Source organism: Pseudomonas sp. G(2018), from assembly GCF_005502415.1.
In the GTDB taxonomy this organism is placed as follows: domain Bacteria; phylum Pseudomonadota; class Gammaproteobacteria; order Pseudomonadales; family Pseudomonadaceae; genus Aquipseudomonas.
Window position 1 is genome coordinate 175,711 of record NZ_SCOO01000008.1, and the last position, 23,452, is coordinate 199,162.

The 23,452-nt window shown below is 57.8% G+C and carries 20 protein-coding genes; 18 read left to right on the forward strand and 2 right to left on the reverse strand.

What is annotated here, in order from left to right; translation table 11 throughout:
* Nucleotides 1-197: 197 nt before the first annotated feature.
* The 3 genes from FFS64_RS11215 (at nucleotide 198) to FFS64_RS11225 (ending at nucleotide 3,265) form a co-directional block, all read left to right on the forward strand.
* The gene (locus FFS64_RS11215; protein ID WP_095195657.1) at nucleotides 198-1,049 is read left to right on the forward strand and encodes a glycine betaine ABC transporter substrate-binding protein; all 852 of its coding nucleotides are present in this window, start codon (nucleotides 198-200) and stop codon (nucleotides 1,047-1,049) included.
* Nucleotides 1,050-1,298: 249 nt separating this feature from the next.
* Entirely contained in the window at nucleotides 1,299-1,610 is a 312-nt protein-coding gene (locus FFS64_RS11220) for a DUF485 domain-containing protein (protein ID WP_102701990.1), read from the forward strand.
* Nucleotides 1,607-3,265 (forward strand): cation acetate symporter, encoded by a 1,659-nt coding sequence (locus FFS64_RS11225; protein ID WP_095195656.1) that lies wholly within the window; start codon nucleotides 1,607-1,609, stop codon nucleotides 3,263-3,265. Before FFS64_RS11220 ends, FFS64_RS11225 begins: the two co-directional genes overlap by 4 nt.
* Before the next feature lie 629 nt (nucleotides 3,266-3,894).
* Here the strand turns inward: FFS64_RS11225 and gltA are convergent.
* Nucleotides 3,895-5,184 carry a citrate synthase gene (gene gltA, locus FFS64_RS11230; protein WP_007936034.1) on the reverse strand — a complete coding sequence of 430 codons (1,290 nt, stop codon included), beginning with the start codon at nucleotides 5,182-5,184 and terminating at the stop codon, nucleotides 3,895-3,897.
* A gap of 362 nt (nucleotides 5,185-5,546) precedes the next feature.
* Between gltA and sdhC the strand changes: the two genes are divergently transcribed.
* From sdhC to FFS64_RS11290, 12 genes are all read left to right on the forward strand, one after another.
* A complete protein-coding gene (gene sdhC / locus FFS64_RS11235; RefSeq protein WP_083348457.1) occupies nucleotides 5,547-5,921 on the forward strand; it encodes a succinate dehydrogenase, cytochrome b556 subunit in 375 nt (124 codons plus the stop codon).
* The gene (gene sdhD, locus FFS64_RS11240; protein WP_095195655.1) at nucleotides 5,915-6,283 is read left to right on the forward strand and encodes a succinate dehydrogenase, hydrophobic membrane anchor protein; all 369 of its coding nucleotides are present in this window, start codon (nucleotides 5,915-5,917) and stop codon (nucleotides 6,281-6,283) included. Before sdhC ends, sdhD begins: the two co-directional genes overlap by 7 nt.
* A gap of 3 nt (nucleotides 6,284-6,286) precedes the next feature.
* Nucleotides 6,287-8,059, forward strand: coding sequence for a succinate dehydrogenase flavoprotein subunit (sdhA, locus tag FFS64_RS11245; protein ID WP_137805433.1), 1,773 nt, complete (start codon nucleotides 6,287-6,289; stop codon nucleotides 8,057-8,059).
* An 11-nt stretch (nucleotides 8,060-8,070) separates the two neighbouring features.
* Complete coding sequence (locus FFS64_RS11250) at nucleotides 8,071-8,775, forward strand: succinate dehydrogenase iron-sulfur subunit (protein ID WP_095195653.1); 705 nt, start codon at nucleotides 8,071-8,073, stop codon at nucleotides 8,773-8,775.
* A 275-nt stretch (nucleotides 8,776-9,050) separates the two neighbouring features.
* Nucleotides 9,051-11,882 carry a 2-oxoglutarate dehydrogenase E1 component gene (locus tag FFS64_RS11255; protein ID WP_137805434.1) on the forward strand — a complete coding sequence of 944 codons (2,832 nt, stop codon included), beginning with the start codon at nucleotides 9,051-9,053 and terminating at the stop codon, nucleotides 11,880-11,882.
* Between the two features lie 42 nt (nucleotides 11,883-11,924).
* Entirely contained in the window at nucleotides 11,925-13,145 is a 1,221-nt protein-coding gene (gene odhB, locus FFS64_RS11260; RefSeq protein WP_095195651.1) for a 2-oxoglutarate dehydrogenase complex dihydrolipoyllysine-residue succinyltransferase, read from the forward strand.
* A gap of 97 nt (nucleotides 13,146-13,242) precedes the next feature.
* Nucleotides 13,243-14,679, forward strand: a complete 1,437-nt coding sequence (lpdA, locus tag FFS64_RS11265) for a dihydrolipoyl dehydrogenase (protein ID WP_137805435.1) — start codon at nucleotides 13,243-13,245, stop codon at nucleotides 14,677-14,679.
* Between the two features lie 197 nt (nucleotides 14,680-14,876).
* Entirely contained in the window at nucleotides 14,877-16,043 is a 1,167-nt protein-coding gene (gene sucC, locus FFS64_RS11270; protein ID WP_003223015.1) for an ADP-forming succinate--CoA ligase subunit beta, read from the forward strand.
* Nucleotides 16,043-16,924: a succinate--CoA ligase subunit alpha gene (gene sucD / locus FFS64_RS11275; protein ID WP_003223019.1), complete on the forward strand. Its 882-nt coding sequence runs from the start codon at nucleotides 16,043-16,045 to the stop codon at nucleotides 16,922-16,924. Before sucC ends, sucD begins: the two co-directional genes overlap by 1 nt.
* 358 nt (nucleotides 16,925-17,282) lie before the next feature.
* The gene (gene brnQ, locus FFS64_RS11280) at nucleotides 17,283-18,596 is read left to right on the forward strand and encodes a branched-chain amino acid transport system II carrier protein (protein ID WP_137805436.1); all 1,314 of its coding nucleotides are present in this window, start codon (nucleotides 17,283-17,285) and stop codon (nucleotides 18,594-18,596) included.
* Nucleotides 18,597-18,868: 272 nt separating this feature from the next.
* On the forward strand, nucleotides 18,869-19,606 hold the full coding sequence (locus FFS64_RS11285) for a DUF599 domain-containing protein (protein WP_137805437.1): 738 nt from the start codon (nucleotides 18,869-18,871) through the stop codon (nucleotides 19,604-19,606).
* Nucleotides 19,606-20,007 (forward strand): MAPEG family protein, encoded by a 402-nt coding sequence (locus FFS64_RS11290; RefSeq protein WP_137805438.1) that lies wholly within the window; start codon nucleotides 19,606-19,608, stop codon nucleotides 20,005-20,007. The genes FFS64_RS11285 and FFS64_RS11290 overlap by 1 nt, the downstream gene beginning before the upstream one ends.
* 79 nt (nucleotides 20,008-20,086) lie before the next feature.
* Here the strand turns inward: FFS64_RS11290 and FFS64_RS11295 are convergent, their stop codons facing one another.
* Nucleotides 20,087-20,332, reverse strand: coding sequence for a hypothetical protein (locus tag FFS64_RS11295; RefSeq protein ID WP_095195646.1), 246 nt, complete (start codon nucleotides 20,330-20,332; stop codon nucleotides 20,087-20,089).
* 160 nt (nucleotides 20,333-20,492) lie between these two features.
* Between FFS64_RS11295 and FFS64_RS11300 the strand changes: the two genes are divergently transcribed.
* The 3 genes from FFS64_RS11300 to htpG all read left to right on the forward strand — a co-directional run bounded on the left by FFS64_RS11300 (nucleotide 20,493) and on the right by htpG (nucleotide 23,404).
* Nucleotides 20,493-20,969 carry a PaaI family thioesterase gene (locus FFS64_RS11300; protein ID WP_137805439.1) on the forward strand — a complete coding sequence of 159 codons (477 nt, stop codon included), beginning with the start codon at nucleotides 20,493-20,495 and terminating at the stop codon, nucleotides 20,967-20,969.
* Nucleotides 20,966-21,418 carry a PaaI family thioesterase gene (locus FFS64_RS11305; RefSeq protein ID WP_137805440.1) on the forward strand — a complete coding sequence of 151 codons (453 nt, stop codon included), beginning with the start codon at nucleotides 20,966-20,968 and terminating at the stop codon, nucleotides 21,416-21,418. Before FFS64_RS11300 ends, FFS64_RS11305 begins: the two co-directional genes overlap by 4 nt.
* An 81-nt stretch (nucleotides 21,419-21,499) precedes the next feature.
* Nucleotides 21,500-23,404 carry a molecular chaperone HtpG gene (gene htpG / locus FFS64_RS11310; RefSeq protein ID WP_137805441.1) on the forward strand — a complete coding sequence of 635 codons (1,905 nt, stop codon included), beginning with the start codon at nucleotides 21,500-21,502 and terminating at the stop codon, nucleotides 23,402-23,404.
* Nucleotides 23,405-23,452 lie beyond the last annotated feature (48 nt).

Genomic DNA, 23,452 nt, shown 5'->3' on the forward strand with positions numbered 1-23,452 from the left:
TCTGATGTCGTTTCTCGATGCCTTGAGGTCGCTGGCAGAGCAGGTCGCAATGACTGTCAGGTTGATTATCGAAGGCGTCAGTACTCCGCTGATGATCGTAAGAGTTTGCGGTGGGCGTGATGGGGGCGCTGTGCACCATAACAATACGTTGAAGCGACTCGGCACCCGTCGAGCGCAGCACTTTCGGGGAAGTAACGATGAAGATGCGACGACTTTTAGGCGCAGGTGCCGCTCTGGCACTTGCGATGGGCTCCACATTCGCCAGCGCAGCAACCCAGACCCTGAGCATCGGTTACGTTGACGGCTGGTCCGACAGCGTCGCGACCACTCACGTAGCGGCTGAAGTGATCAAGCAGAAACTCGGTTATGACGTGAAGCTGCAAGCGGTCGCTACCGGGATCATGTGGCAAGGCGTGGCTACCGGCAAACTTGACGCCATGCTGTCGGCCTGGCTGCCGGTAACCCACGGCGATTACTGGACGAAGAACAAGGATCAAGTCGTCGACTATGGCCCGAACTTCAAGGACGCGAAAATCGGTCTGATCGTGCCGGAGTACGTCAAGGCCCAGTCGCTTGACGACTTGAAGACCGACGATACCTTCAAGAAACGCATCGTCGGCATCGACGCCGGTTCGGGCGTGATGCTCAAGACCGAGCAGGCGATCAAGGACTACGACCTGACCGGCTATCAACTCAAGGCCAGTTCCGGTGCCGGCATGATTGCCGAGCTGACTCGCGCCGAGAAGAAAAACGAATCCATTGCCGTGACCGGTTGGGTGCCGCACTGGATGTTCGCCAAGTGGAAACTGCGCTTCCTCGAAGACCCGAAAGGCGTGTATGGCGCGGCCGAAACCGTGAACAGCATCGGTAGCAAAGAACTGGCAACCAAGGCGCCGGAAGTGGCCAAGTTCCTGAAAAACTTCCAGTGGGCCTCGAAAGACGAAATCGGTGAAGTCATGCTGGCGATCCAGGAAGGTGCCAAGCCTGACGCAGCCGCGAAGGATTGGGTGGCCAAACACCCTGAGCGCGTGGCTGACTGGACTAAATAAACTTCAATTTAGCGCTGCTCGCTTTTCCCTGTGGGAGCGAGCCTGCTCGCGAATGCGGTCTTTCGGTCGACTGAGATGTTGACTGACACGACGCTTTCGCGAGCAGGCTCGCTCCCACAGTTATTTATGGTGTGCTGGTAAATGGCGAAAACGTCATGTGGTTCTAAGACTAAGGTCGTCTGGAACCTGTCCTTGAGCCGAATAGAGTGGCTACGTTCCAACTCAATCTGTGCTGCGAGGATAAAAACAATGAACGACAGCATTTACCTCTCGATTCAAAACAGTCCGCGATTCAAGGAACTGGTGAGCAAGAGGGAGCGATTCGCCTGGATTCTTTCGGCGATCATGCTAGGGCTTTACTCTGGATTCATCCTTTTGATTGCCTACGGGCCGCAGGTACTGGGGGCGAAAATCAACCCTGAGTCCTCGATTACCTGGGGCATACCGATCGGTGTCGGGCTGATTGTTTCGGCCTTCATCCTGACCGGTATTTACGTACGACGCGCCAATGGCGAGTTCGACGACCTGAACAATGCGATTCTCAAGGAGGCTCAGCAATGATCCGGCGTCTAATGGCTCTTTTGAGCATCGCAGCCTTTGCACCGGGCGCCTGGGCGGCTGACGCCCTGACCGGCGCCGTGCAGAAGCAACCACTGAACACCGCCGCGATCCTGATGTTCGTGGCGTTTGTTGGCGCGACTTTGTATATCACTTACTGGGCTTCCAAGAAAAACAACTCGGCAGCCGACTACTATGCGGCGGGCGGCAAGATCACCGGTTTCCAGAACGGCCTGGCAATCGCCGGTGACTACATGTCGGCGGCGTCCTTTCTGGGTATTTCCGCCCTGGTGTTCACCTCCGGCTACGATGGCCTGATCTATTCGATCGGCTTCCTGGTGGGCTGGCCGATCATTCTGTTCCTGATCGCCGAGCGCCTGCGTAACCTGGGTAAATACACCTTTGCCGACGTGGCGTCCTATCGCCTGGGGCAAACCCAGATCCGTTCGCTGTCCGCGTGCGGTTCGCTGGTGGTGGTGGCGTTCTACCTGATCGCGCAGATGGTTGGTGCCGGCAAGCTGATCCAGCTGCTGTTCGGCCTTGATTACCATGTTGCGGTGATCCTCGTCGGTATCCTGATGTGCGCTTACGTGCTGTTCGGCGGCATGTTGGCGACCACTTGGGTGCAGATCATCAAGGCAGTCCTGCTGCTGTCCGGTGCCTCCTTCATGGCGCTGATGGTGATGAAGCACGTCAACTTCGACTTCAACATGCTGTTCTCCGAAGCCATCAAGGTTCACCCGAAAGCTGAAGCGATCATGAGCCCGGGCGGCCTGGTGAAAGATCCGATCTCGGCGTTCTCCCTCGGTCTGGCGCTGATGTTTGGTACCGCTGGCCTGCCACACATCCTGATGCGCTTCTTCACTGTGAGTGATGCGAAAGAAGCCCGTAAGAGCGTGCTGTATGCAACCGGTTTCATTGGCTACTTCTACATCCTGACCTTCATCATCGGTTTCGGCGCGATCCTGCTGGTCAGCACCAACCCGGCCTTCAAAGATGCTGCCGGCGCGTTGCTGGGCGGTAACAACATGGCGGCGGTGCACCTGTCCAATGCGGTCGGTGGCAGTATCTTCCTGGGCTTCATTTCGGCGGTAGCGTTCGCAACCATTCTGGCAGTGGTTGCCGGTCTGACCCTGGCCGGTGCATCGGCGGTGTCTCACGACCTGTACGCCAGCGTGATCAAGAAGGGCAAGGCCAACGAGAAGGATGAAATCCGCGTTTCGAAAATCACCACCATCGCCCTTGCGGTGCTGGCGATCGCGCTGGGCATCCTGTTCGAGAGCCAGAACATCGCGTTCATGGTGGGCCTGGCGTTCTCCATCGCGGCGAGCTGCAACTTCCCTGTGTTGCTGCTTTCCATGTACTGGAAAAAGCTGACCACCCGCGGTGCGATGATCGGCGGCTGGATGGGCCTGGTCAGTGCCGTGGGCCTGATGGTGCTCGGTCCGACCATCTGGGTGCAGATCCTGCATCACGAGAAGGCGATCTTCCCGTACGAGTACCCGGCGCTGTTCTCGATGATCATTGCCTTTATCGGTATCTGGTTCTTCTCGGTTACCGACAAGTCGACTGCGGCTGACAATGAGCGGGCGCTGTTCTTCCCGCAATTCGTACGCTCGCAGACTGGTTTGGGAGCGAGTGGGGCGGTTTCGCACTAAGGTTTGATGCTTATATATAAGTAACGCGGTTGTACGAGATGCCCCGGTCGAGAGATCGGGGCATTTTTTATTGGGCGGTTATCGGACATTTTAGAGGTGGGGCTTGTCTGCTGAGGTGGCCTTACAGCCGACCCAGATGGAGTTGGGCGAGTACATATCCATTCCTGCGGTAACGGCGACTTATGGTTTCGCCCTTACGGCGACTCACATTTTTTACAAGCGCCTAAAAAAGTAAGCAAAAAAACGCTCGCCCCGAGCGTCCGGCCCCTCGCTAAGGCTCGGCGTTCCTTCGCTCCGGCATTCATCCAGGGACACTGCCCTCCGGTTGGCTTCGCTGCACCTACATGCAGCGTGTTCGACTGCGTCGAGCGTCGCTGCGCGCCGATCTCCGGATGAACACCTCCTCTCAGCCTCCCGATGGGGCGGGTAGATCAAGATCAAAAGCCAAAGCATCGCGCACCTGTAGGATCGAGCTTGCTCGCGATGGACGTCAACGATCACGCGACCTGTCTGGATGAAAACGTTAGCTGTCGTTACCGAAGAGACTCAATAGGCGCACAAACAAAAACGGCCTCTATATAAATAGAGGCCGTTTCCGGTACAACCAAGACGTTATCGCAAGACAGGTCTTATTTGCGGTCTTCCAGCTTGGTGATGTCACGCGACTCGTAGCCGGTGTACAACTGGCGCGGGCGGCCGATCTTGTACGGGCTGGAGAGCATTTCTTTCCAGTGGGAGATCCAGCCGACGGTCCGCGCCAGGGCGAAGATCACGGTGAACATGCTGGTTGGAATGCCGATCGCCTTGAGGATGATCCCCGAATAGAAGTCGACGTTCGGGTACAGCGAACGTTCGATGAAGTACGGGTCGGTCAGGGCGATCTCTTCCAGGCGCATGGCCAGTTCGAGTTGCGGATCGTTGGTGATGCCCAGTTCCTTCAGCACTTCGTCGCAAGTCTGCTTCATGACGGTGGCGCGTGGGTCGCGGTTTTTGTAAACGCGGTGACCGAAGCCCATCAGTTTGAACGGATCGTTCTTGTCCTTGGCCTTGGCGATGTACTTGTCGATGTTCGAGACATCGCCGATTTCATCGAGCATGGTCAGTACGGCTTCGTTGGCGCCGCCGTGGGCAGGGCCCCACAGTGCAGCGATACCGGCGGCGATACAGGCGAACGGGTTGGCGCCCGAAGAGCCCGCCAGACGTACGGTGGAAGTCGATGCGTTCTGCTCGTGGTCGGCGTGGAGGATGAAGATCCGGTCCATGGCCTTGGCGAGTACCGGGCTGATCGGTTTGATCTCGCACGGGGTGTTGAACATCATGTGCAGGAAGTTTTCCGCGTACGACAGGTCGTTGCGCGGGTACATCATGGGTTGGCCCATGGAGTACTTGTAAACCATCGCTGCCAGGGTCGGCATCTTGGCAACCAGGCGGATCGCGGAGATTTCGCGATGCTGCGGGTTATTGATGTCCAGGGAGTCGTGGTAGAAGGCCGAGAGGGCGCCGACTACGCCGCACATGACGGCCATCGGGTGGGCGTCGCGACGGAAGCCGTTGAAGAAGGTCTTCAGCTGCTCGTGAACCATGGTGTGGTTCTTGACGGTGCCAACGAACTGGGCCTTCTGTTCTGCGGTCGGCAATTCGCCGTTGAGCAGCAGATAGCAGGTTTCCAGGTAGTCCGACTTTTCAGCCAGCTGTTCGATCGGGTAGCCGCGGTGCAACAGAATGCCGTTGTCGCCGTCGATATAGGTGATCTTCGACTCGCAGGAAGCGGTCGACATGAAACCAGGGTCAAAGGTAAAGCGGCCCGTGGCCGTCAGACCCCGAACATCGATAACATCGGGACCAACGGTGCCGGTTAAAATGGGCAGCTCGACGGGGGCTGCGCCCTCGATGATCAACTGCGCTTTTTTGTCAGCCATGTGGCCTCCTATTTATGCTTGAAATCATCAGACAGACCCCCCACGCAGGGCCCGCACCACTATAGTGAGATAAATTCGAATGTCAATTTGCCTAAAGTCTTGCTCCAGAAGGCTTTAACCCGACTTTTTTCTCGAAATTGCCTGCCATTTACGCCTTTTATACGCGTTGTGCAATCAGCTATTTGGGCTAGGTGTTTGCGTTGTCATTAGTAGCCTAACTGTCTATACTCGGCCACCGACCGCCAAGGGCTTTTGGGCCTGCTTTATTGGGGGTCGCATCCCTGGGTGGTGGTTACCTGACCAGTGCACTCCCCAACAACTTTGCCCTGATTGTTAGGGGCTCTTCAGTGTGAAAAAAAGCCGTGAAAAGCCAACGACCTGTAAACCTAGACCTAAGGACCATCAAACTCCCCATCACCGGCGTTACGTCGTTTCTTCACCGTGTTTCCGGCATCATCCTCTTCCTGGGCCTGGGCTTCATGCTTTATGCATTGGGCAAATCCCTGGGTTCCGAGGAAGGTTTTGCCGACGTGAAGGCAACCTTGACCAGCCCTCTGGCCAAGTTCGTAGCATGGGGCCTCCTGTCCGCTCTCCTGTATCACCTGGTAGCCGGTGTGCGCCACATGATTATGGACATGGGCATCGGTGAGACGCTGGAAGGCGGCACGCTGGGCTCGAAAATCATTATCGCCGTGTCTGCGGTGCTGATCATTCTGGCGGGAGTTTGGATATGGTAACCAGCGTTACGAACCTGTCGCGTTCGGGCCTCTATGACTGGATGGCACAACGTGTGTCTGCGGTTGTTCTCGCGGCTTATTTCATCTTCCTGATCGGATACATCGCTGCGAACCCGGGCATTGGCTACGACCAATGGCATGCCCTGTTCGACCACAACGGGATGCGTATCTTCAGTCTGCTGGCCCTCGTTGCCCTGGGTGTTCACGCCTGGGTTGGCATGTGGACCGTCGCGACCGACTACCTGACGCCGATGGCGCTGGGCAAGTCCGCGACCGCAGTACGTTTCCTTTTCCAGTCGGTATGCGGCGTTGCGATGTTCGCTTACTTCGTCTGGGGTGTGCAGATTCTCTGGGGTATCTGATTCATGGCTAACATTCCAACGATTTCTTTCGACGCCATCATTATTGGTGGCGGCGGTGCCGGCATGCGCGCAGCGCTGCAACTGGCGCAAGGCGGCCACAAGACTGCCGTGATCACCAAGGTGTTCCCGACCCGTTCGCACACTGTGTCGGCACAGGGCGGCATCACCTGCGCCATCGCGTCGGCCGACCCGAACGATGACTGGCGCTGGCACATGTACGATACCGTCAAGGGTTCCGACTACATCGGTGACCAAGACGCTATCGAATACATGTGTCAGGAAGGCCCGGCTGCCGTTTTCGAGCTGGACCACATGGGTCTGCCGTTCTCGCGTACCGAAACCGGCCGTATCTACCAGCGTCCGTTCGGCGGTCAGTCCAAGGATTACGGTAAAGGCGGGCAGGCTGCCCGTACTTGCGCCGCTTCCGACCGTACCGGTCACGCACTGCTGCACACCCTTTATCAGGGCAACCTGAAAGCCGGTACCACGTTCCTGAACGAGTACTACGCTGTTGACCTAGTGAAAAACCAGGACGGCGCGTTTGTTGGCGTTATCGCCATCTGCATCGAAACCGGCGAAACCACCTACATCCGTTCGAAAGCCACCGTGCTGGCGACCGGCGGTGCAGGTCGTATCTACGCCTCGACCACCAACGCCCTGATCAACACCGGTGACGGCGTCGGCATGGCCCTGCGTGCAGGCGTACCGGTACAAGATATCGAAATGTGGCAGTTCCACCCGACCGGCATCGCCGGCGCCGGTGTACTGGTGACCGAAGGTTGCCGTGGTGAAGGTGGTTACCTGATCAACAAGCACGGCGAGCGTTTCATGGAGCGTTATGCTCCGAACGCGAAAGACCTGGCGGGTCGTGACGTTGTTGCCCGTTCGATGGTTAAAGAGATCATTGCCGGCAACGGCTGCGGTCCGAACGGCGACCACGTAATGCTCAAGCTCGACCATCTGGGCGAGGAAGTGCTGCACAGCCGTCTGCCAGGCATCTGCGAACTGTCTAAAACCTTCGCTCACGTTGACCCGGTTGTTGCGCCTGTTCCGGTTGTTCCGACTTGCCACTATATGATGGGCGGCGTTGCCACCAACATTCATGGCCAGGCAATCACTCAGGATGCCGACGGCGTCGACACCATCATCCCTGGTCTGTTCGCAGTGGGTGAAGTGGCTTGCGTATCGGTTCACGGTGCCAACCGTCTGGGCGGCAACTCGTTGCTCGACCTGGTGGTATTCGGTCGCGCGGCTGGTCTGCACCTGGAAAAAGCCCTGACCGACGGTATCGAATACGACGACGCCACCGACGCCGACATCAATGCGGCCCTCTCGCGTCTGTCCGCTCTGAACGAGCGTACCGAAGGCGAAGACGTCGCCACCCTGCGCCGCGAGCTGCAAAGCTGCATGCAGAACTACTTCGGTGTATTCCGTACCGGCGAATACATGCAGAAGGGTATTGCCCAGCTGGCTGATCTGCGTACACGTATCGCCAACGTCAAGATCAACGACAAGTCGCAGGCGTTCAACACGGCGCGTATCGAAGCGCTGGAACTGCAAAACCTGCTGGAAGTGGCTGAAGCGACCGCCATCGCTGCAGAAGTGCGCAAAGAGTCCCGCGGCGCTCACGCTCGTGAAGACTTCGAAGACCGTGACGACGAAAACTGGCTGTGCCACACCCTGTACTTCCCGGGTGAGAAGCGCGTTGCCAAGCGTGCAGTGAACTTCTCGCCGAAGACTGTTCCGACTTTTGAACCTAAGATTCGGACTTATTAAGGGTGGCCGCCATGTTGCAAGTCAGTGTTTATCGTTACAACCCTGATCAGGACGCTGCGCCGTTCATGCAGGAATTCCAGGTCGATACCGGTGGTAAAGACCTGATGGTGCTGGACGTGCTGGCGCTGATCAAAGAGCAGGACGAAGGTTTCTCCTATCGTCGCTCCTGCCGTGAAGGCGTTTGCGGCTCCGACGGCATGAACATCAACGGCAAGAACGGCCTGGCGTGCATCACGCCGCTGTCCGCCGTTGTAAAAGGTAACAAGTTGATCGTTCGTCCTCTGCCAGGTTTGCCGGTTATCCGTGACCTGGTTGTCGATATGAGCATCTTCTACAAGCAATACGAGAAGGTTAAGCCATTCCTGCAGAACGACACGCCGGCTCCGGCCATCGAGCGTCTGCAGTCCCCTGAAGAGCGTGAAAAGCTCGACGGTCTGTACGAGTGCATCCTGTGCGCTTGCTGCTCGACCTCTTGCCCGTCCTTCTGGTGGAACCCGGACAAGTTCCTGGGTCCAGCTGCCCTGCTGCAAGCGTACCGCTTCCTGGCAGACAGCCGCGACACCAAGACGGCCGAGCGTCTGGCTTCGCTGGATGACCCGTTCAGCGTATTCCGCTGCCGCGGGATCATGAACTGCGTCAACGTATGTCCGAAAGGCCTGAACCCGACTAAGGCCATCGGTCACATCCGTCACATGCTGCTCTCCAGCGGCGTGTGATTCAGCTGCTGTAACTCAGCTGTTGTAAATGTAGTGCCGCTGTAAACGTAGAGGCTAAGGCGCGGGCTTCAACCCGCGTCCTGGCTATAACCAGAGCGGCAGCTTAAAAGGCTGCGGCTCTTACTTTGAAGAAATGAGACAAGCAGGGGCATCCGGGCTGGTACCCGGACTATCAGTGTGATCCTAGTGGCTTGTTTTGGTCGCTGCATTTGGACTTCTGCAAGTTTGCTCGGTGTCGACACCGGTGGTGTTCCCCTAACCGAGGGTGACCAAGCATGCAAGAAAGCGTGATGCAGCGCATGTGGAACAGCGCCTACCTATCCGGTAGTAACGCTGCCTATGTGGAAGAGCTCTACGAGCTCTACCTGCACGACCCTAACGCTGTGCCAGAAGAGTGGCGCACCTACTTCCAGAAGTTGCCTGCCGACGGCAACTCTGCCACCGATGTTTCGCACTCCACAATTCGCGATCATTTCGTCTTGCTGGCAAAGAACCAGCGCCGCGCCCAACCGGTTTCCGCCGGCAGCGTGAGTAGTGAGCACGAAAAGAAGCAAGTTGAAGTGCTGCGATTGATCCAGGCCTACCGTATGCGTGGCCACCAGGCAGCCCAGCTTGACCCGCTGGGGCTGTGGCAGCGTACTGCACCTGCAGACCTGTCGATCAATCATTACGGCTTGACCAATGCCGATCTTGATACGACCTTCCGTGCCGGCGACCTGTTCATCGGCAAAGAGGAAGCGAGCCTACGCGAAATTCACGAAGCGTTGCAGCAGACATATTGCCGCACCATCGGCGCTGAATTCACGCATATCACCGATTCCCAGCAGCGCCAGTGGTTCCAGCAGCGTCTGGAAAGCGTGCGTGGCCGTCCGACGTACTCCGCCGACATCAAGAGCCACCTGCTTGAACGCGTCACTGCCGGCGAAGGCCTGGAAAAATACCTGGGTACCAAATACCCGGGCACCAAGCGTTTCGGTCTGGAAGGCGGCGAGAGCCTGATTCCAATGCTCGACGAGCTGATCCAGCGTTCCGGTTCCTACGGCACCAAGGAAATCGTCATCGGCATGGCCCACCGTGGCCGTCTGAACGTGCTGGTCAACACCTTCGGCAAAAACCCGCGCGAGCTGTTCGACGAGTTCGAAGGCAAGAAAAAGGTCGAGCTGGGTTCCGGTGACGTTAAATACCACCAGGGCTTCTCGTCCAACGTGATGACCACCGGCGGTGAAGTTCACCTGGCCATGGCGTTCAACCCGTCCCACCTGGAAATCGTATCTCCAGTGGTAGAGGGTTCCGTTCGCGCCCGTCAGGATCGTCGCAACGATCCTACCGGTGAGAAGGTTCTGCCGATCTCCATCCACGGTGACGCGGCATTCGCCGGTCAAGGCGTGGTGATGGAAACCTTCCAGATGTCGCAGACCCGCGGTTTCAAGACCGGCGGCACCGTGCACATCGTGATCAACAACCAGGTCGGTTTCACCATCAGCAACCCGCTGGACTCGCGCTCCACCGAGTACGCTACCGACGTCGCGAAAATGATCCAGGCGCCGATCCTCCATGTAAATGGTGATGATCCGGAAGCCGTATTGTTCGTGACCCAGCTGGCCATCGACTACCGCATGCAGTTCAAGCGTGATGTGGTGATCGATCTGGTCTGCTACCGTCGTCGCGGCCACAACGAGGCGGACGAACCTAGCGGCACCCAGCCACTGATGTATCAGCAGATCACCAAGCAGCGCACCACTCGTGAGCTGTATGCCGATCGTCTGACCCAGAGCGGTGTGATGGACGCAGAACGCGTTCAGGCGAAAGTCGACGAATACCGCAACGCGCTGGACAACGGTCTGCACGTGGTGAAAAGCCTGGTCAAAGAGCCGAACAAAGAGCTGTTCGTGGATTGGCGTCCGTATCTGGGCCACGCCTGGACCGCGCGTCACGACACTCGCTTCGACCTGAAGACCCTGCAGGAACTGTCCGCCAAGCTGCTGGAAATTCCGGAAGGCTTCGTGGTTCAGCGCCAGGTTGCCAAGATCTACGAAGACCGTCAGAAGATGCAAGCCGGCGGCCTGCCGATCAACTGGGGTTACGCCGAAACCATGGCGTACGCGACCCTGGCGTTCGAAGGTCACCCGATCCGCATGACCGGCCAGGACATCGGCCGCGGTACGTTCTCGCACCGTCATGCCGTGTTGCACAACCAGAAGGATGCGGGCACTTACGTGCCGTTGCAGAACCTGTACGACGGTCAGCCACGCTTCGACCTGTACGACTCGTTCCTGTCCGAAGAGGCAGTGCTGGCGTTCGAATACGGTTATTCGACCACCACGCCAAACGCCCTGGTTATCTGGGAAGCCCAGTTCGGCGACTTCGCCAACGGTGCCCAGGTGGTTATCGACCAGTTCATCACCAGTGGCGAGCACAAGTGGGGCCGCCTGTGCGGTCTGACCATGCTGCTGCCGCACGGTTATGAAGGTCAGGGGCCGGAGCACTCCTCGGCTCGTCTGGAGCGTTACCTGCAACTGTGCGCCGAGCACAACATTCAGGTGTGCATGCCGACGACGCCGGCTCAGATCTATCACTTGCTGCGCCGTCAGGTGATTCGCCCGCTGCGCAAACCATTGGTAGTCCTGACTCCGAAGTCGCTGCTGCGTCACAAGTTGGCCATCTCGACCCTGGAAGACCTGGCCGAAGGTTCGTTCCAGACCGTTATCCCGGAAATCGATGCCCTGGACCCGAAAAAGGTCGAGCGCGTTGTTCTGTGCAGCGGCAAGGTCTACTACGACCTGCTGGAAAAACGCCGTGCCGAAGGCCGTGACGATATCGCCATCGTGCGTATTGAGCAGCTGTACCCATTCCCTGAGGACGACTTGAACGAAGTCCTGGCTCCGTACACCAACGCCAAACATGCCGTCTGGTGCCAGGAAGAGCCGATGAACCAGGGCGCGTGGTACAGCAGCCAGCACCATATGCGTCGCAGCATCAGCAACCTCAACAAGTCTCTCGTACTCGAGTACGCGGGCCGTGAGGCTTCTGCTGCACCAGCATGTGGTTACGCATCGATGCACGCCGAGCAGCAGGAACAACTGCTGCAAGACGCCTTTACCGTTTAATGCCTTCGCGCACCTGAAACCGAATTTAAGGAACCACAGATAATGGCTATCGAGATCAAAGCCCCCACTTTCCCGGAATCGGTTGCCGATGGCACCGTTGCCACCTGGCACAAACAACCGGGCGACGCCGTCAAGCGTGACGAACTGATCGTCGACATCGAGACCGACAAAGTCGTACTGGAAGTTCTGGCCACTGCTGACGGCGTGCTGGGCGCTATCGTCAAGAACGAAGGCGACACCGTTCTGTCCGACGAAGTGCTGGGCTCGATCGTTGAAGGTGGCGCTGCCGCCGCTGCTCCAGCTGCTGCCCCGGCCGCCGCTGCTCAAGCCGCTGCTCCGGCTGCCGAAGGCGAAGATGATCCTGTTGCTGCCCCGGCTGCTCGCAAGCTGGCTGAAGAAAACGGTATCAACATCGCTTCCGTTGCCGGTACCGGCAAAGGCGGTCGTGTGACCAAGGAAGACGTGGTTGCAGCCGTTGCCGCCAAGAAAGCCGCTCCGGCTGCTGCGCCTGCCAAGGCTGCCGCACCTGCCGCTGCTGCTCCGGTATTCGCTGCCGGCGACCGCGTTGAAAAACGCGTTCCGATGACCCGTCTGCGTGCCAAGGTTGCCGAGCGTTTGGTTGAAGCTCAATCGAACATGGCGATGCTGACCACTTTCAACGAAGTCGACATGACCGAAGTCATGGCCCTGCGTTCGAAGTACAAGGATCTGTTCGAGAAGTCCCACAACGGTGTGCGCCTGGGCTTCATGTCGTTCTTCGTGAAAGCCGCTACCGAAGCGCTGAAACGCTTCCCGGCTGTCAACGCGTCGATCGACGGTGCGGACATCGTTTACCACGGCTACGCTGACGTCGGTGTTGCTGTTTCCAGCGACCGCGGCCTGGTTGTTCCGGTTCTGCGTAACGCCGAGCTGATGAGCCTGGCTGAAATCGAAGGCGGCATCGCTACTTTCGGCAAGAAAGCCCGTGACGGCAAACTGTCGATGGAAGAAATGACTGGCGGTACGTTCACCATCACCAACGGCGGTACTTTCGGTTCGATGATGTCGACCCCTATCGTCAACCCGCCGCAGGCTGCGATTCTGGGCATGCACAACATCATCCAGCGTCCTATGGCGATCAACGGCCAGGTCGTTATCCGTCCGATGATGTACCTGGCGCTGTCCTACGATCACCGTCTGATCGATGGCAAAGAAGCTGTGACCTTCCTGGTGACCATCAAGAACCTGCTGGAAGACCCGGCTCGTCTGTTGCTGGATATCTGATAGAAGCAGTCGCGAGCTGCAAGCTACAAGCTGCAAGTAAAGGCAGTTTGGCTTGTGGCTTGCGGCTTGAAGCTTTTCGCTCAAGAGGATTTTTTGAATGTCGCAGAAATTTGACGTAGTAGTGATCGGTGCGGGCCCTGGCGGCTATGTTGCTGCCATCAAGGCCGCGCAACTGGGTCTCACCACGGCCTGCATCGAGAAGTACACCGACAAGGAAGGCAAACTGGCGCTGGGCGGTACCTGCCTGAACGTCGGCTGCATTCCGTCGAAAGCCCTGCTGGACAGCTCGTGGAAATTCCACGAAGCGCAGGATGGCTTCGCGATCCACGGCATCAACCACGCTGGCGTGACCATGGACGTGCCAGCGATGGTCGGCCGCAAGGCCAACATCGTCAAAGGTCTGACCTCCGGCGTTGCAACCCTGTTCAAGGCCAACGGCGTTACTTCGATCCAGGGCCACGGCAAGCTGCTGGCCGGCAAGAAAGTCGAAGTCACCAAGCCTGACGGTTCGGTTGAAGTCATCGAAGCCGAAAACGTGATCCTGGCTCCAGGTTCGCGTCCGATCGACATTCCACCGGCTCCGGTCGACCAGAAAGTGATCGTCGACTCCACCGGCGCACTGGAATTCCAATCCGTTCCTAAGCGTCTGGGCGTGATCGGCGCTGGCGTGATCGGTCTGGAACTGGGTTCGGTCTGGTCCCGCCTGGGTGCTGAAGTGACTGTCCTGGAAGCCCTGGACACCTTCCTGATGGCAGCCGACACAGCCGTTTCCAAGGAAGCGCTGAAAACCCTGACCAAGCAGGGTCTGGACATCAAGCTGGGCGCTCGCGTGACCGGTTCGAAAGTGAACGGCGACGAAGTCGTTGTGAACTACACCGATGCCAACGGCGAACAGAACATCACTTTCGACAAGCTGATCGTATCCGTTGGTCGCCGTCCGGTGACCACTGATCTGCTGGCCGCCGACTGCGGCGTGACCCTCGACGAGCGCGGTTTCGTGCACGTTGACGATCACTGCGCCACCACCGTACCGGGCGTTTACGCCATCGGTGACGTGGTTCGCGGCATGATGCTGGCGCACAAGGCGTCGGAAGAGGGCATCATGGTTGTCGAGCGCATCAAGGGCCACAAGGCCCAGATGAACTATGATCTGATCCCTTCGGTTATTTATACTCACCCGGAAATCGCGTGGGTCGGTAAAACCGAGCAGGCCTTGAAAGCTGAAGGCGTAGACGTTAACGTCGGCACCTTCCCGTTCGCAGCCTCTGGCCGTGCCATGGCTGCCAACGATACCGGCGGTTTCGTCAAGGTCATCGCAGATGCCAAGACAGACCGCGTATTGGGCGTCCACGTGATTGGCCCAAGCGCTGCCGAACTGGTTCAGCAGGGCGCGATCGGTATGGAATTCGGCACCAGCGCTGAAGATCTGGGCATGATGGTTTTCTCCCATCCGACCCTGTCTGAAGCCTTGCACGAAGCTGCTTTGGCAGTGAATGGCGGCGCCATCCACATCGCCAACCGCAAGAAGCGTTAAGACAATAAGAAACCACGGCGGTATCGGCCCGTCGTGAGCCTTGCGTGCAAGACTCACCGCGGAATGTCCGCTGGACGCAGTCTTGCGTAGCTGCACCGGGTATCCGGAAAGGCTACGCAAGCAGCAGTCACAGGTGGTGCGGCACTTGAACAAGTGCAGCACCGAATGCGCAGTACCTAACGAAGACGGTAATAAGCATGAATCTTCACGAGTATCAGGGTAAGCAGCTGTTCGCTGAGTACGGCCTGCCAGTATCCACCGGTTACGCGGTAGACACCCCGGAAGCAGCAGCAGAAGCTTGCGACAAAATCGGCGGCAGCGAGTGGGTTGTCAAAGCCCAGGTCCACGCCGGTGGTCGCGGTAAAGCGGGCGGCGTAAAGCTGGTTCGCAACAAAGAAGACGCCAAAGCCTTCGCACAGCAGTGGCTGGGCAAGCGTCTGGTGACTTACCAGACTGACGCCAACGGTCAGCCAGTCACCAAGATCCTGGTTGAATCGTGCACTGATATCGCTAAAGAGCTGTACCTGGGCGCTGTCGTTGACCGTTCGAGCCGTCGCATCGTGTTCATGGCTTCCACCGAAGGTGGCGTGGACATCGAGAAAATCGCTCACGACACTCCAGAAAAAATTCTGAAAGCCACTATCGATCCATTGGTTGGCGCTCAGCCATTCCAGGGTCGCGAGCTGGCATTCCAGCTGGGTCTGGAAGGCAAGCAAGTTGCCCAGTTCGCCAAGATCTTCGTGGGTCTGGCCAAACTGTTCCAGGATCACGATCTGGCCCTGCTGGAAGTGAACCCGCTGGTGATCAAGGCTGACGGCGATCTGCACTGCCTGGACGCCAAGATCAACATCGACGCCAACGCCATGTACCGTCAGCCTAAGCTGAAGACTTTCCACGATCCGTCGCAGGACGATCCGCGCGAAGCGCACGCTGCCAAGTTTGAACTGAACTATGTAGCGCTGGAAGGCAACATCGGTTGCATGGTCAACGGTGCCGGTCTGGCCATGGGTACCATGGACATCGTCAACCTGCACGGCGGCAAGCCAGCCAACTTCCTCGACGTGGGCGGCGGTGCTACCAAAGAACGCGTTACCGAAGCTTTCAAGATCATCCTGTCCGACACCAACGTCGCTGCAGTATTGGTCAACATCTTCGGCGGCATCGTTCGTTGCGACATGATTGCCGAAGGCATCATCGGTGCAGTGAAAGAAGTCGGCGTGAAAATCCCGGTTGTTGTTCGCCTTGAAGGCAACAACGCTGAGCTGGGCGCTAAAGTACTGGCAGAAAGCGGTTTGAACATCATCGCTGCTACCAGCCTGACCGACGCTGCTCAACAAGTTGTCAAAGCTGCGGAGGGCAAATAATGAGCGTCCTGATCAATAAAGACACCAAAGTTATCTGCCAGGGTATTACCGGTTCGCAAGGTAGTTTCCACACCCAGCAAGCCATCGAGTACGGCACCAAGATGGTGGGTGGTGTAACTCCAGGCAAAGGCGGCACCGAGCACCTGGGTCTGCCAGTGTTCAACACCGTGAAAGACGCCGTAGCTGCCACTGGCGCCACCGCCAGCGTGATCTACGTTCCGGCTCCTTTCTGCAAGGACTCGATCCTGGAAGCTGCTTTCGGCGGCATCAAGCTGATCGTGTGCATCACCGAAGGCATTCCTACCCTGGACATGCTGGATGCCAAGGTCAAGTGCGACGAGCTGGGTGTTACCCTGATCGGCCCTAACTGCCCAGGCGTGATCACTCCAGGCGAATGCAAGATCGGCATCATGCCAGGTCACATTCACTTGCCAGGCAAGGTCGGTATCGTTTCCCGTTCCGGCACCCTGACCTACGAAGCTGTGAAGCAGACTACTGACGCCGGTTTCGGTCAGTCGACTTGCGTCGGCATCGGTGGTGACCCGATCCCGGGTTCGAACTTCATCGACATCCTGAAACTGTTCCAGGAAGACCCGAAGACCGAAGCAATCGTGATGATCGGTGAGATCGGCGGTTCGGCTGAAGAAGAAGCGGCTGCCTACATCAAGGCACACGTGACCAAGCCGGTTGTTTCCTACATCGCTGGTGTGACTGCTCCTCCGGGCAAGCGCATGGGCCATGCTGGCGCAATCATCTCTGGCGGCAAAGGCACTGCAGACGAGAAATTCGCTGCTCTGCAAGACGCAGGCGTTAAAACCGTGCGTTCGCTGGCAGACATCGGCAAGGCCCTGGCCGAGCTGACTGGTTGGGCAGTCAAGTAAGCCTCGCGCTTAACTGACGCTTTACCAAACAAAGGCCACCTTCGGGTGGCCTTTGTCGTTTTCGGGGTTTTTGATGGCAGGGCGGACGCCATCGCGGGCTTGCCCACGAAGGCTGACTTACAGGCGGCGCCCAATTACATGCAAAAACGCGACACGAAAATGTCGTAGATCGGAATGTTCGCCCTCTAACAGTGCGTTTCACGGCCAAATTCGTTAGGCTAGCCGCCATTTTTGCGTCCGCCGCCCACAAGGCAGCTACGCGCTAAACGGGTCAGTCCCATACGGACCGACTGCATTTCCCTCATCCATAAGGGAAACCCCTCTCTAAATTCCGATTCAATAGTGTGGTATTTCCTTAATGAAAGTGTTGAAAGGTCAGGACATCCTGGCACTTGGTTTTATGACGTTTGCCCTGTTCGTCGGGGCCGGCAATATCATTTTCCCGCCTATCGTCGGTTTGCAGTCCGGGCCTAACGTCTGGATGGCGGCGCTGGGCTTTCTGGTCACGGCGGTAGGTCTGCCGGTGATCACCGTTGTCGCGCTGGCCAAGGTCGGTGGCGCGATGGACGCGTTGAGCAGCCCGATCGGTAAGCTGGCCGGTGGCCTGCTGGCGGCTGCGTGCTACCTGGCCGTTGGTCCACTGTTTGCCACGCCGCGTACCGCTACCGTGTCGTTCGAAGTGGGCCTGGCACCGCTGACCGGCGAAAGTCCGCTGGCGCTGTTCCTCTACAGCTCAGTGTATTTCCTGCTGGTGTTCTTCATCTCGCTCTATCCAGGCCGTCTGCTCGATACCGTGGGTCGTTTCCTCGCACCGTTGAAGATCATCGCTCTGGCGGTACTGGGCATTGCGGCATTCGCTTTGCCGGCGGGTGATATTGGTCAGGCAACGCCTGAATACGTTGCAGCACCGTTCTCCCAGGGTTTCATCAACGGTTACCTGACCATGGATACTTTGGGGGCGCTGGTATTCGGCATCGTTATCGTCAACGCCATCCGCTCCCGCGGCGTCGAATCGCCGGCGCTCATCACCCGTTACGCGATCATTGCCGGCCTGATTGCCGGCGTGGGCCTGGCGCTGGTGTATGTCAGCCTGTTCCGGCTTGGTTCCGGCAGCCATGAAGTGGCCGCCGGCGCGACCAACGGTGCGGCGGTGTTGCACGCCTACGTGCAACACACCTTCGGCTCCCTGGGCAGCGGTTTCCTGGCAGTGCTGATATCCCTGGCGTGCCTGGTGACGGCTGTGGGCCTGACCTGTGCCTGCGCGGAATACTTCAGCCGCGTACTGCCACTGTCCTACAAGACCCTGGTGATCATCCTCGCGGCGTTCTCGCTGCTGGTGTCTAACCTGGGCCTGACCAAGCTGATCGCCTTCTCGATCCCGGTACTGACCGCGATCTACCCGCCGTGCATCGCCCTGGTGGCCTTGAGCTTCTGCAAGGACTTCTGGCATGAGCAGGGCCGCATTGTCGGTCCGGTGATGCTGGTGACTTTCATCTTCGGCTTGATCGATGCCCTCAAGGGCGCCGGCCTGGCAGACTGGATGCCGACTCAGCTGGCTCACTTGCCGCTCAGCGAGCAGGGCCTGGCGTGGCTGGTGCCTTCGGTAATGACCCTGGTGGTCGCCGTGGCCTGCGATCGCTTGCTGGGCAAGCGCGAAGAAGCGCTGGCTTAAGCTTCACTGGCCCGTCACGAGCGGGCTTTTGAGCTGCTCTCTAAAAAAAATGGAAATGCCCCGTATCAATCGATGCGGGGCATTTTTTTTGTGAGGGATGCGGTGTCTTTTCCGTTGAGCTAACGTCGAACCACTGCAACACCATGTGGGAGCGAGCCTGTTCGCGAAGCCGTCGCTTCATTCAACGCAAATGTTGATTGATCTACCGCTTTCGCGAGCAGGCTCGCTCCCACAAGGTTTGAGTGTTCCGTTACTACATCACAAGGACCTGCATGTCGTTCATCCAAGCCAACCTGATCCACATCCTCGCCGCGCTCTGGTTCATCATCTGCTGGGGGGGATACACCCGCTATGCCACATGGAAGGGCCGCGACACTGCCTGCCTGGCCAGCGTTCTGCATCTTTACCGCGAAGACTGGATGCGCCGCATGCTGCTGCGTGACAACCGCATCGCTGACGCCAGCGTGATCGGCAACCTGGAGCGCAATGCCTCGTTCTTTGCCTCCAGCACTTTGATTATCCTGGCCGGCATTCTCACAGTACTCGGAGCATCAGAAAGGGCCGTTTCGTTGCTGGCGGATATCCCGATGGTGCAACAGGCTTCCCAGGGCATGTCGGAAATCAAGTTGCTGTGCCTGGCACTGGTGTTCGTCTACGCGTTCTTCACGTTCAGCTGGTGCATGCGTCAGTACAACTTCGCGGCCATTCTCGTGGGTTCGGCGCCGATGGTCGGTGAGCGCCATGTCTCCGAACAGGAGCGCAAAGCCTTCGCTACCCGTGCAGCCCGTGTCATCTCCATGGCCGCCAACCAGTTCAACTTCGGCCTGCGTTCTTATTACTTCGGCATGACGATGCTGGCCTGGTTCGTCAGCCCCTGGTTGTTCATGTTGATGAGTGCCGGCGTTGTGTTCGTGTTGTATCGCCGCGAGTTTCACTCCGACGTTCTCGACGTGATGGTCTATACCCCTACAGAGGCGCCGTTGCCCGAGGTGAGTAAAGAGGTCGCTTGATGAGTATTCCGTTCTGGTGTGTGTTTATCAGTGCCGTGCTGATTTACGTGGCGCGCATGCCCGTGACGACGGCCATGAAAGAGCAGGGTGGTTACAACAATCACCTGCCGCGCCAACAGCAGGCGCAACTCACCGGTTTGGGTGCCCGCGCGGTGGCGGCACACCAGAATAGTTTCGAAGCCTTCATATTGTTCGCTGTGGGTGTGTTGATGGCGCATACCACGCAAACGGAAGGATGGCTCATCGACTTGCTGGCGATCATCTTCGTGATCACGCGAGTTATCTACTTGGTGTGTTACTGGAAAGACTTGGCGTGGCAGCGCAGTCTGATTTGGCTGGTGGGTTTAATCTGTTCGCTATTGCTGATGATTAGTCCGACTTTTCGAGCGATTTTGCTCTAGCGCGTACAGTGCATTCAAAACTGCAGGCAAAAGAAAACCCGCACTTGGCGGGTTTTCTTTTGTCACGCTAAAAACCGGATTAGTTCTTAGGTGCTTCCGGCGCGGCTTCTTTTGCCGCTGCTTCGTTCGATTCAGCCTGAGCTTTGGCGGCTTCGGCGTTTTCTTTCGCCGCCTCGTTCACTTTATCCTGAGCCTCGCTCATTTTTTCCTGAGCTTGTTCAGCATGTTGGGTAGCGTCTTGAGCTTTGTCCTCGGATTTTTTATCGCAAGCAGCGAGACCGAGGGAAGCGGTCAACATCAAGGCAATAGCTAAAGTCTTACGCATGGGGTGTTTCTCCTGATGGAAAGTATCTTACTGGCCTTTCGAGCGCAGGCATCAGGGTTAAGTTCCTCACGTCGTTCAGATATATAAGTTTGTTCTAACGTGGAACTTTTTTCAGGGGCGTTAATACGTTGCCGGACTATTAAACAAGAGTTTTTATCAAATGGCTGAAAATCCCCTTTTTGAGCGCGCTAAGCGATTTCTGTCAGCGCTGCGCCATTGTCAGGTCCTCGGGCTGCACGTTCACAGCGCCAGCAGTGAAGGACTCACAGTGGTTCTGCCATACAGCCCGCAGATCGTCGGCAACCCACAGACCGGCGTGATCCACGGCGGCGCATTGACCACGCTGATGGACACCGCTTGCGGCATGTCCACGCTCTGCGTGCTGCCGGAATTCGAAGTCTGCCCGACCCTCGATCTGCGCATCGACTACATGCATGCCGCCGAGCCCCATAAAGATGTCTATGGCTTTGCCCAATGTTACCGGGTGACCACCGACGTGATTTTCGCCCGCGGCTTTGCCTATCAGGATGACCCCGAACAACCGATAGCCCACGTGGTGGGCACCTTCATGCGCATGGGCAAGGGCATCAAGGGCACCAAAGGCTTTGGTGGTGCCATCGCTGGAGACAAGAAATGACCGACACGTTCAAGGAGCAACTGCGACAGGCCCATGCACAGGGTGATTACGCCTCGCTGCTGCAACTGATGCCCTACGCCACGCTGATCGGAGTGGAATGCTCACGGGTAGGGGATGAATTGCTGTTTCGTCTGCCGGCCAACAAGGACAACATCGGCAACCCTTTATTGCCTGCGATCCACGGCGGTGTGATTGCCGGTTTCATGGAGCTGGCTGCGGCGATGCACCTGCTGATCGCTACCGGCTCGCCGGGCGTGCCGAAGATTATCGACTTTTCCCTCGATTATCTTCGTACCGGGCAGTTCCGCGATACCTGGGCCCGATGCCAGGTGTGCCGCCAGGGACGCCGGGTGGCCAACGTGGCGGTTACGGCCTGGCAAACCACCGAAGGTGAGGCCATCGCTACGGCCCGGGCACATTTCAAACTCGAGGAGCCCTTGAAATCCTGAATGGAGCCCCCAACTCTGATGACAACCCGCCGCCGACCCTCAAGGTCGCGGCTTATGCCATCTGATTGGAGTTTGATGACCATGAGTGTGGAAACTCAAAAGGAAACCCTGGGCTTCCAGACCGAGGTAAAGCAGCTGCTGCACCTCATGATCCATTCGCTGTATTCCAACAAGGAAATTTTCCTTCGCGAACTGATCTCGAACGCCTCTGACGCTGTAGACAAATTACGTTTCGAAGCGCTGGCCAAGCCTGAATTGCTGGAAGGTGGTGCTGAGCTGAAAATCCGTGTGAGCTTCGATAAGGACGCCAAGACCGTCACGCTCGAAGACAACGGCATCGGCATGAGCCGCGAAGATGTGATCACCCACCTGGGGACCATCGCCAAGTCCGGCACCGCCGATTTCATGAAAAACCTGTCGGGCGATCAGAAGAAAGACTCGCACCTGATCGGTCAGTTCGGTGTGGGTTTCTATTCTGCGTTCATCGTCGCCGACAAGGTCGACGTATTCAGCCGTCGTGCCGGCAGCCCGGCCAGCGAAGGCGTGCATTGGTCGTCCAAGGGTGAAGGCGAGTTCGAAGTCGCCACCATCGACAAGGCCGAGCGCGGCACCCGCATCGTGCTTCACCTGAAATCCGGCGAAGACGAGTTCGCCGATGGCTGGCGCCTGCGTAACATCATCAAGAAGTACTCCGACCACATCGCCTTGCCGATCGAGCTGCCGAAAGAAGTGGCAGCTGCCGAAGGTGAAGAGAAACCGGCCGTTGAATGGGAAACCGTCAACCGCGCCAGTGCCCTGTGGACTCGCCCTCGCACTGAAGTGAAGGATGAGGAATACCAGGAGTTCTACAAGCACATCGCTCACGACTTCGAAAACCCGCTGAGCTGGAGCCACAACAAGGTCGAAGGCAAGCTGGAATACAGCTCGCTGCTGTATGTACCGGCTCGTGCGCCGTTCGACCTGTACCAGCGTGAAGCGCCGAAAGGCTTGAAGCTCTACGTGCAGCGCGTGTTTGTCATGGATCAGGCCGAGTCGTTCCTGCCGCTGTACCTGCGCTTCATCAAGGGCGTGGTCGACTCCAACGACCTGTCGCTGAACGTGTCGCGGGAAATTCTGCAGAAAGACCCGATCATCGACTCCATGAAATCGGCGCTGACCAAGCGCGTGCTGGACATGCTGGAAAAACTGGCGAAGAACGAGCCTGAGCAATACAAAGGCTTCTGGAAGAACTTCGGTCAGGTCATGAAAGAAGGCCCGGCAGAAGATTTCGCCAACAAAGAGAAAATCGCCGGCCTGCTGCGTTTCGCCTCGACCAGCGGTGATGACGGTGAGCAGGTAGTCGGCCTGGCCGAATACCTGGCACGCGCCAAGGAAGGTCAGGACAAGATTTACTACCTGACCGGCGAAACCTACGCTCAGGTCAAGAACAGCCCGCACCTGGAAGTCTTCCGCAAGAAAGGCATCGAAGTGCTGCTGCTGACCGACCGTATCGACGAGTGGCTGATGAGCTACCTCAGCGACTTCGACGGCAAGAGCTTTGTCGATGTGGCTCGTGGTGACCTGGACCTGGGCAACCTGGACTCGGAAGAGGACAAAAAAGCCGCGGAAGAAGTCGCCAAGTCCAAGGAAGGTCTGGTCGAGCGTCTCAAGACTGCACTGGGCGAATCCGTTGCTGAAGTGCGGGTGTCCCATCGCCTGACCGATTCCCCGGCGATCCTGGCCATCGGCGAGCAAGACCTGGGCCTGCAAATGCGCCAGATCCTGGAAGCCAGCGGTCAGAAGGTTCCGGATTCGAAGCCGATCTTTGAATTCAACCCGGCTCACCCGCTGATCGAGAAGCTCGACAACGAGCAGAGTGACGAGCGCTTCGGCGACCTGTCGCACATCCTCTTCGATCAGGCGGCCCTGGCGGCCGGCGACAGCTTGAAAGATCCGGCGGCGTATGTGCGTCGTCTCAACAAGCTGCTGGTTGAACTGTCGGTTTAACTGCGTTGTAGAAAAACCCGCTTCGGCGGGTTTTTTCATTCTGGTGTT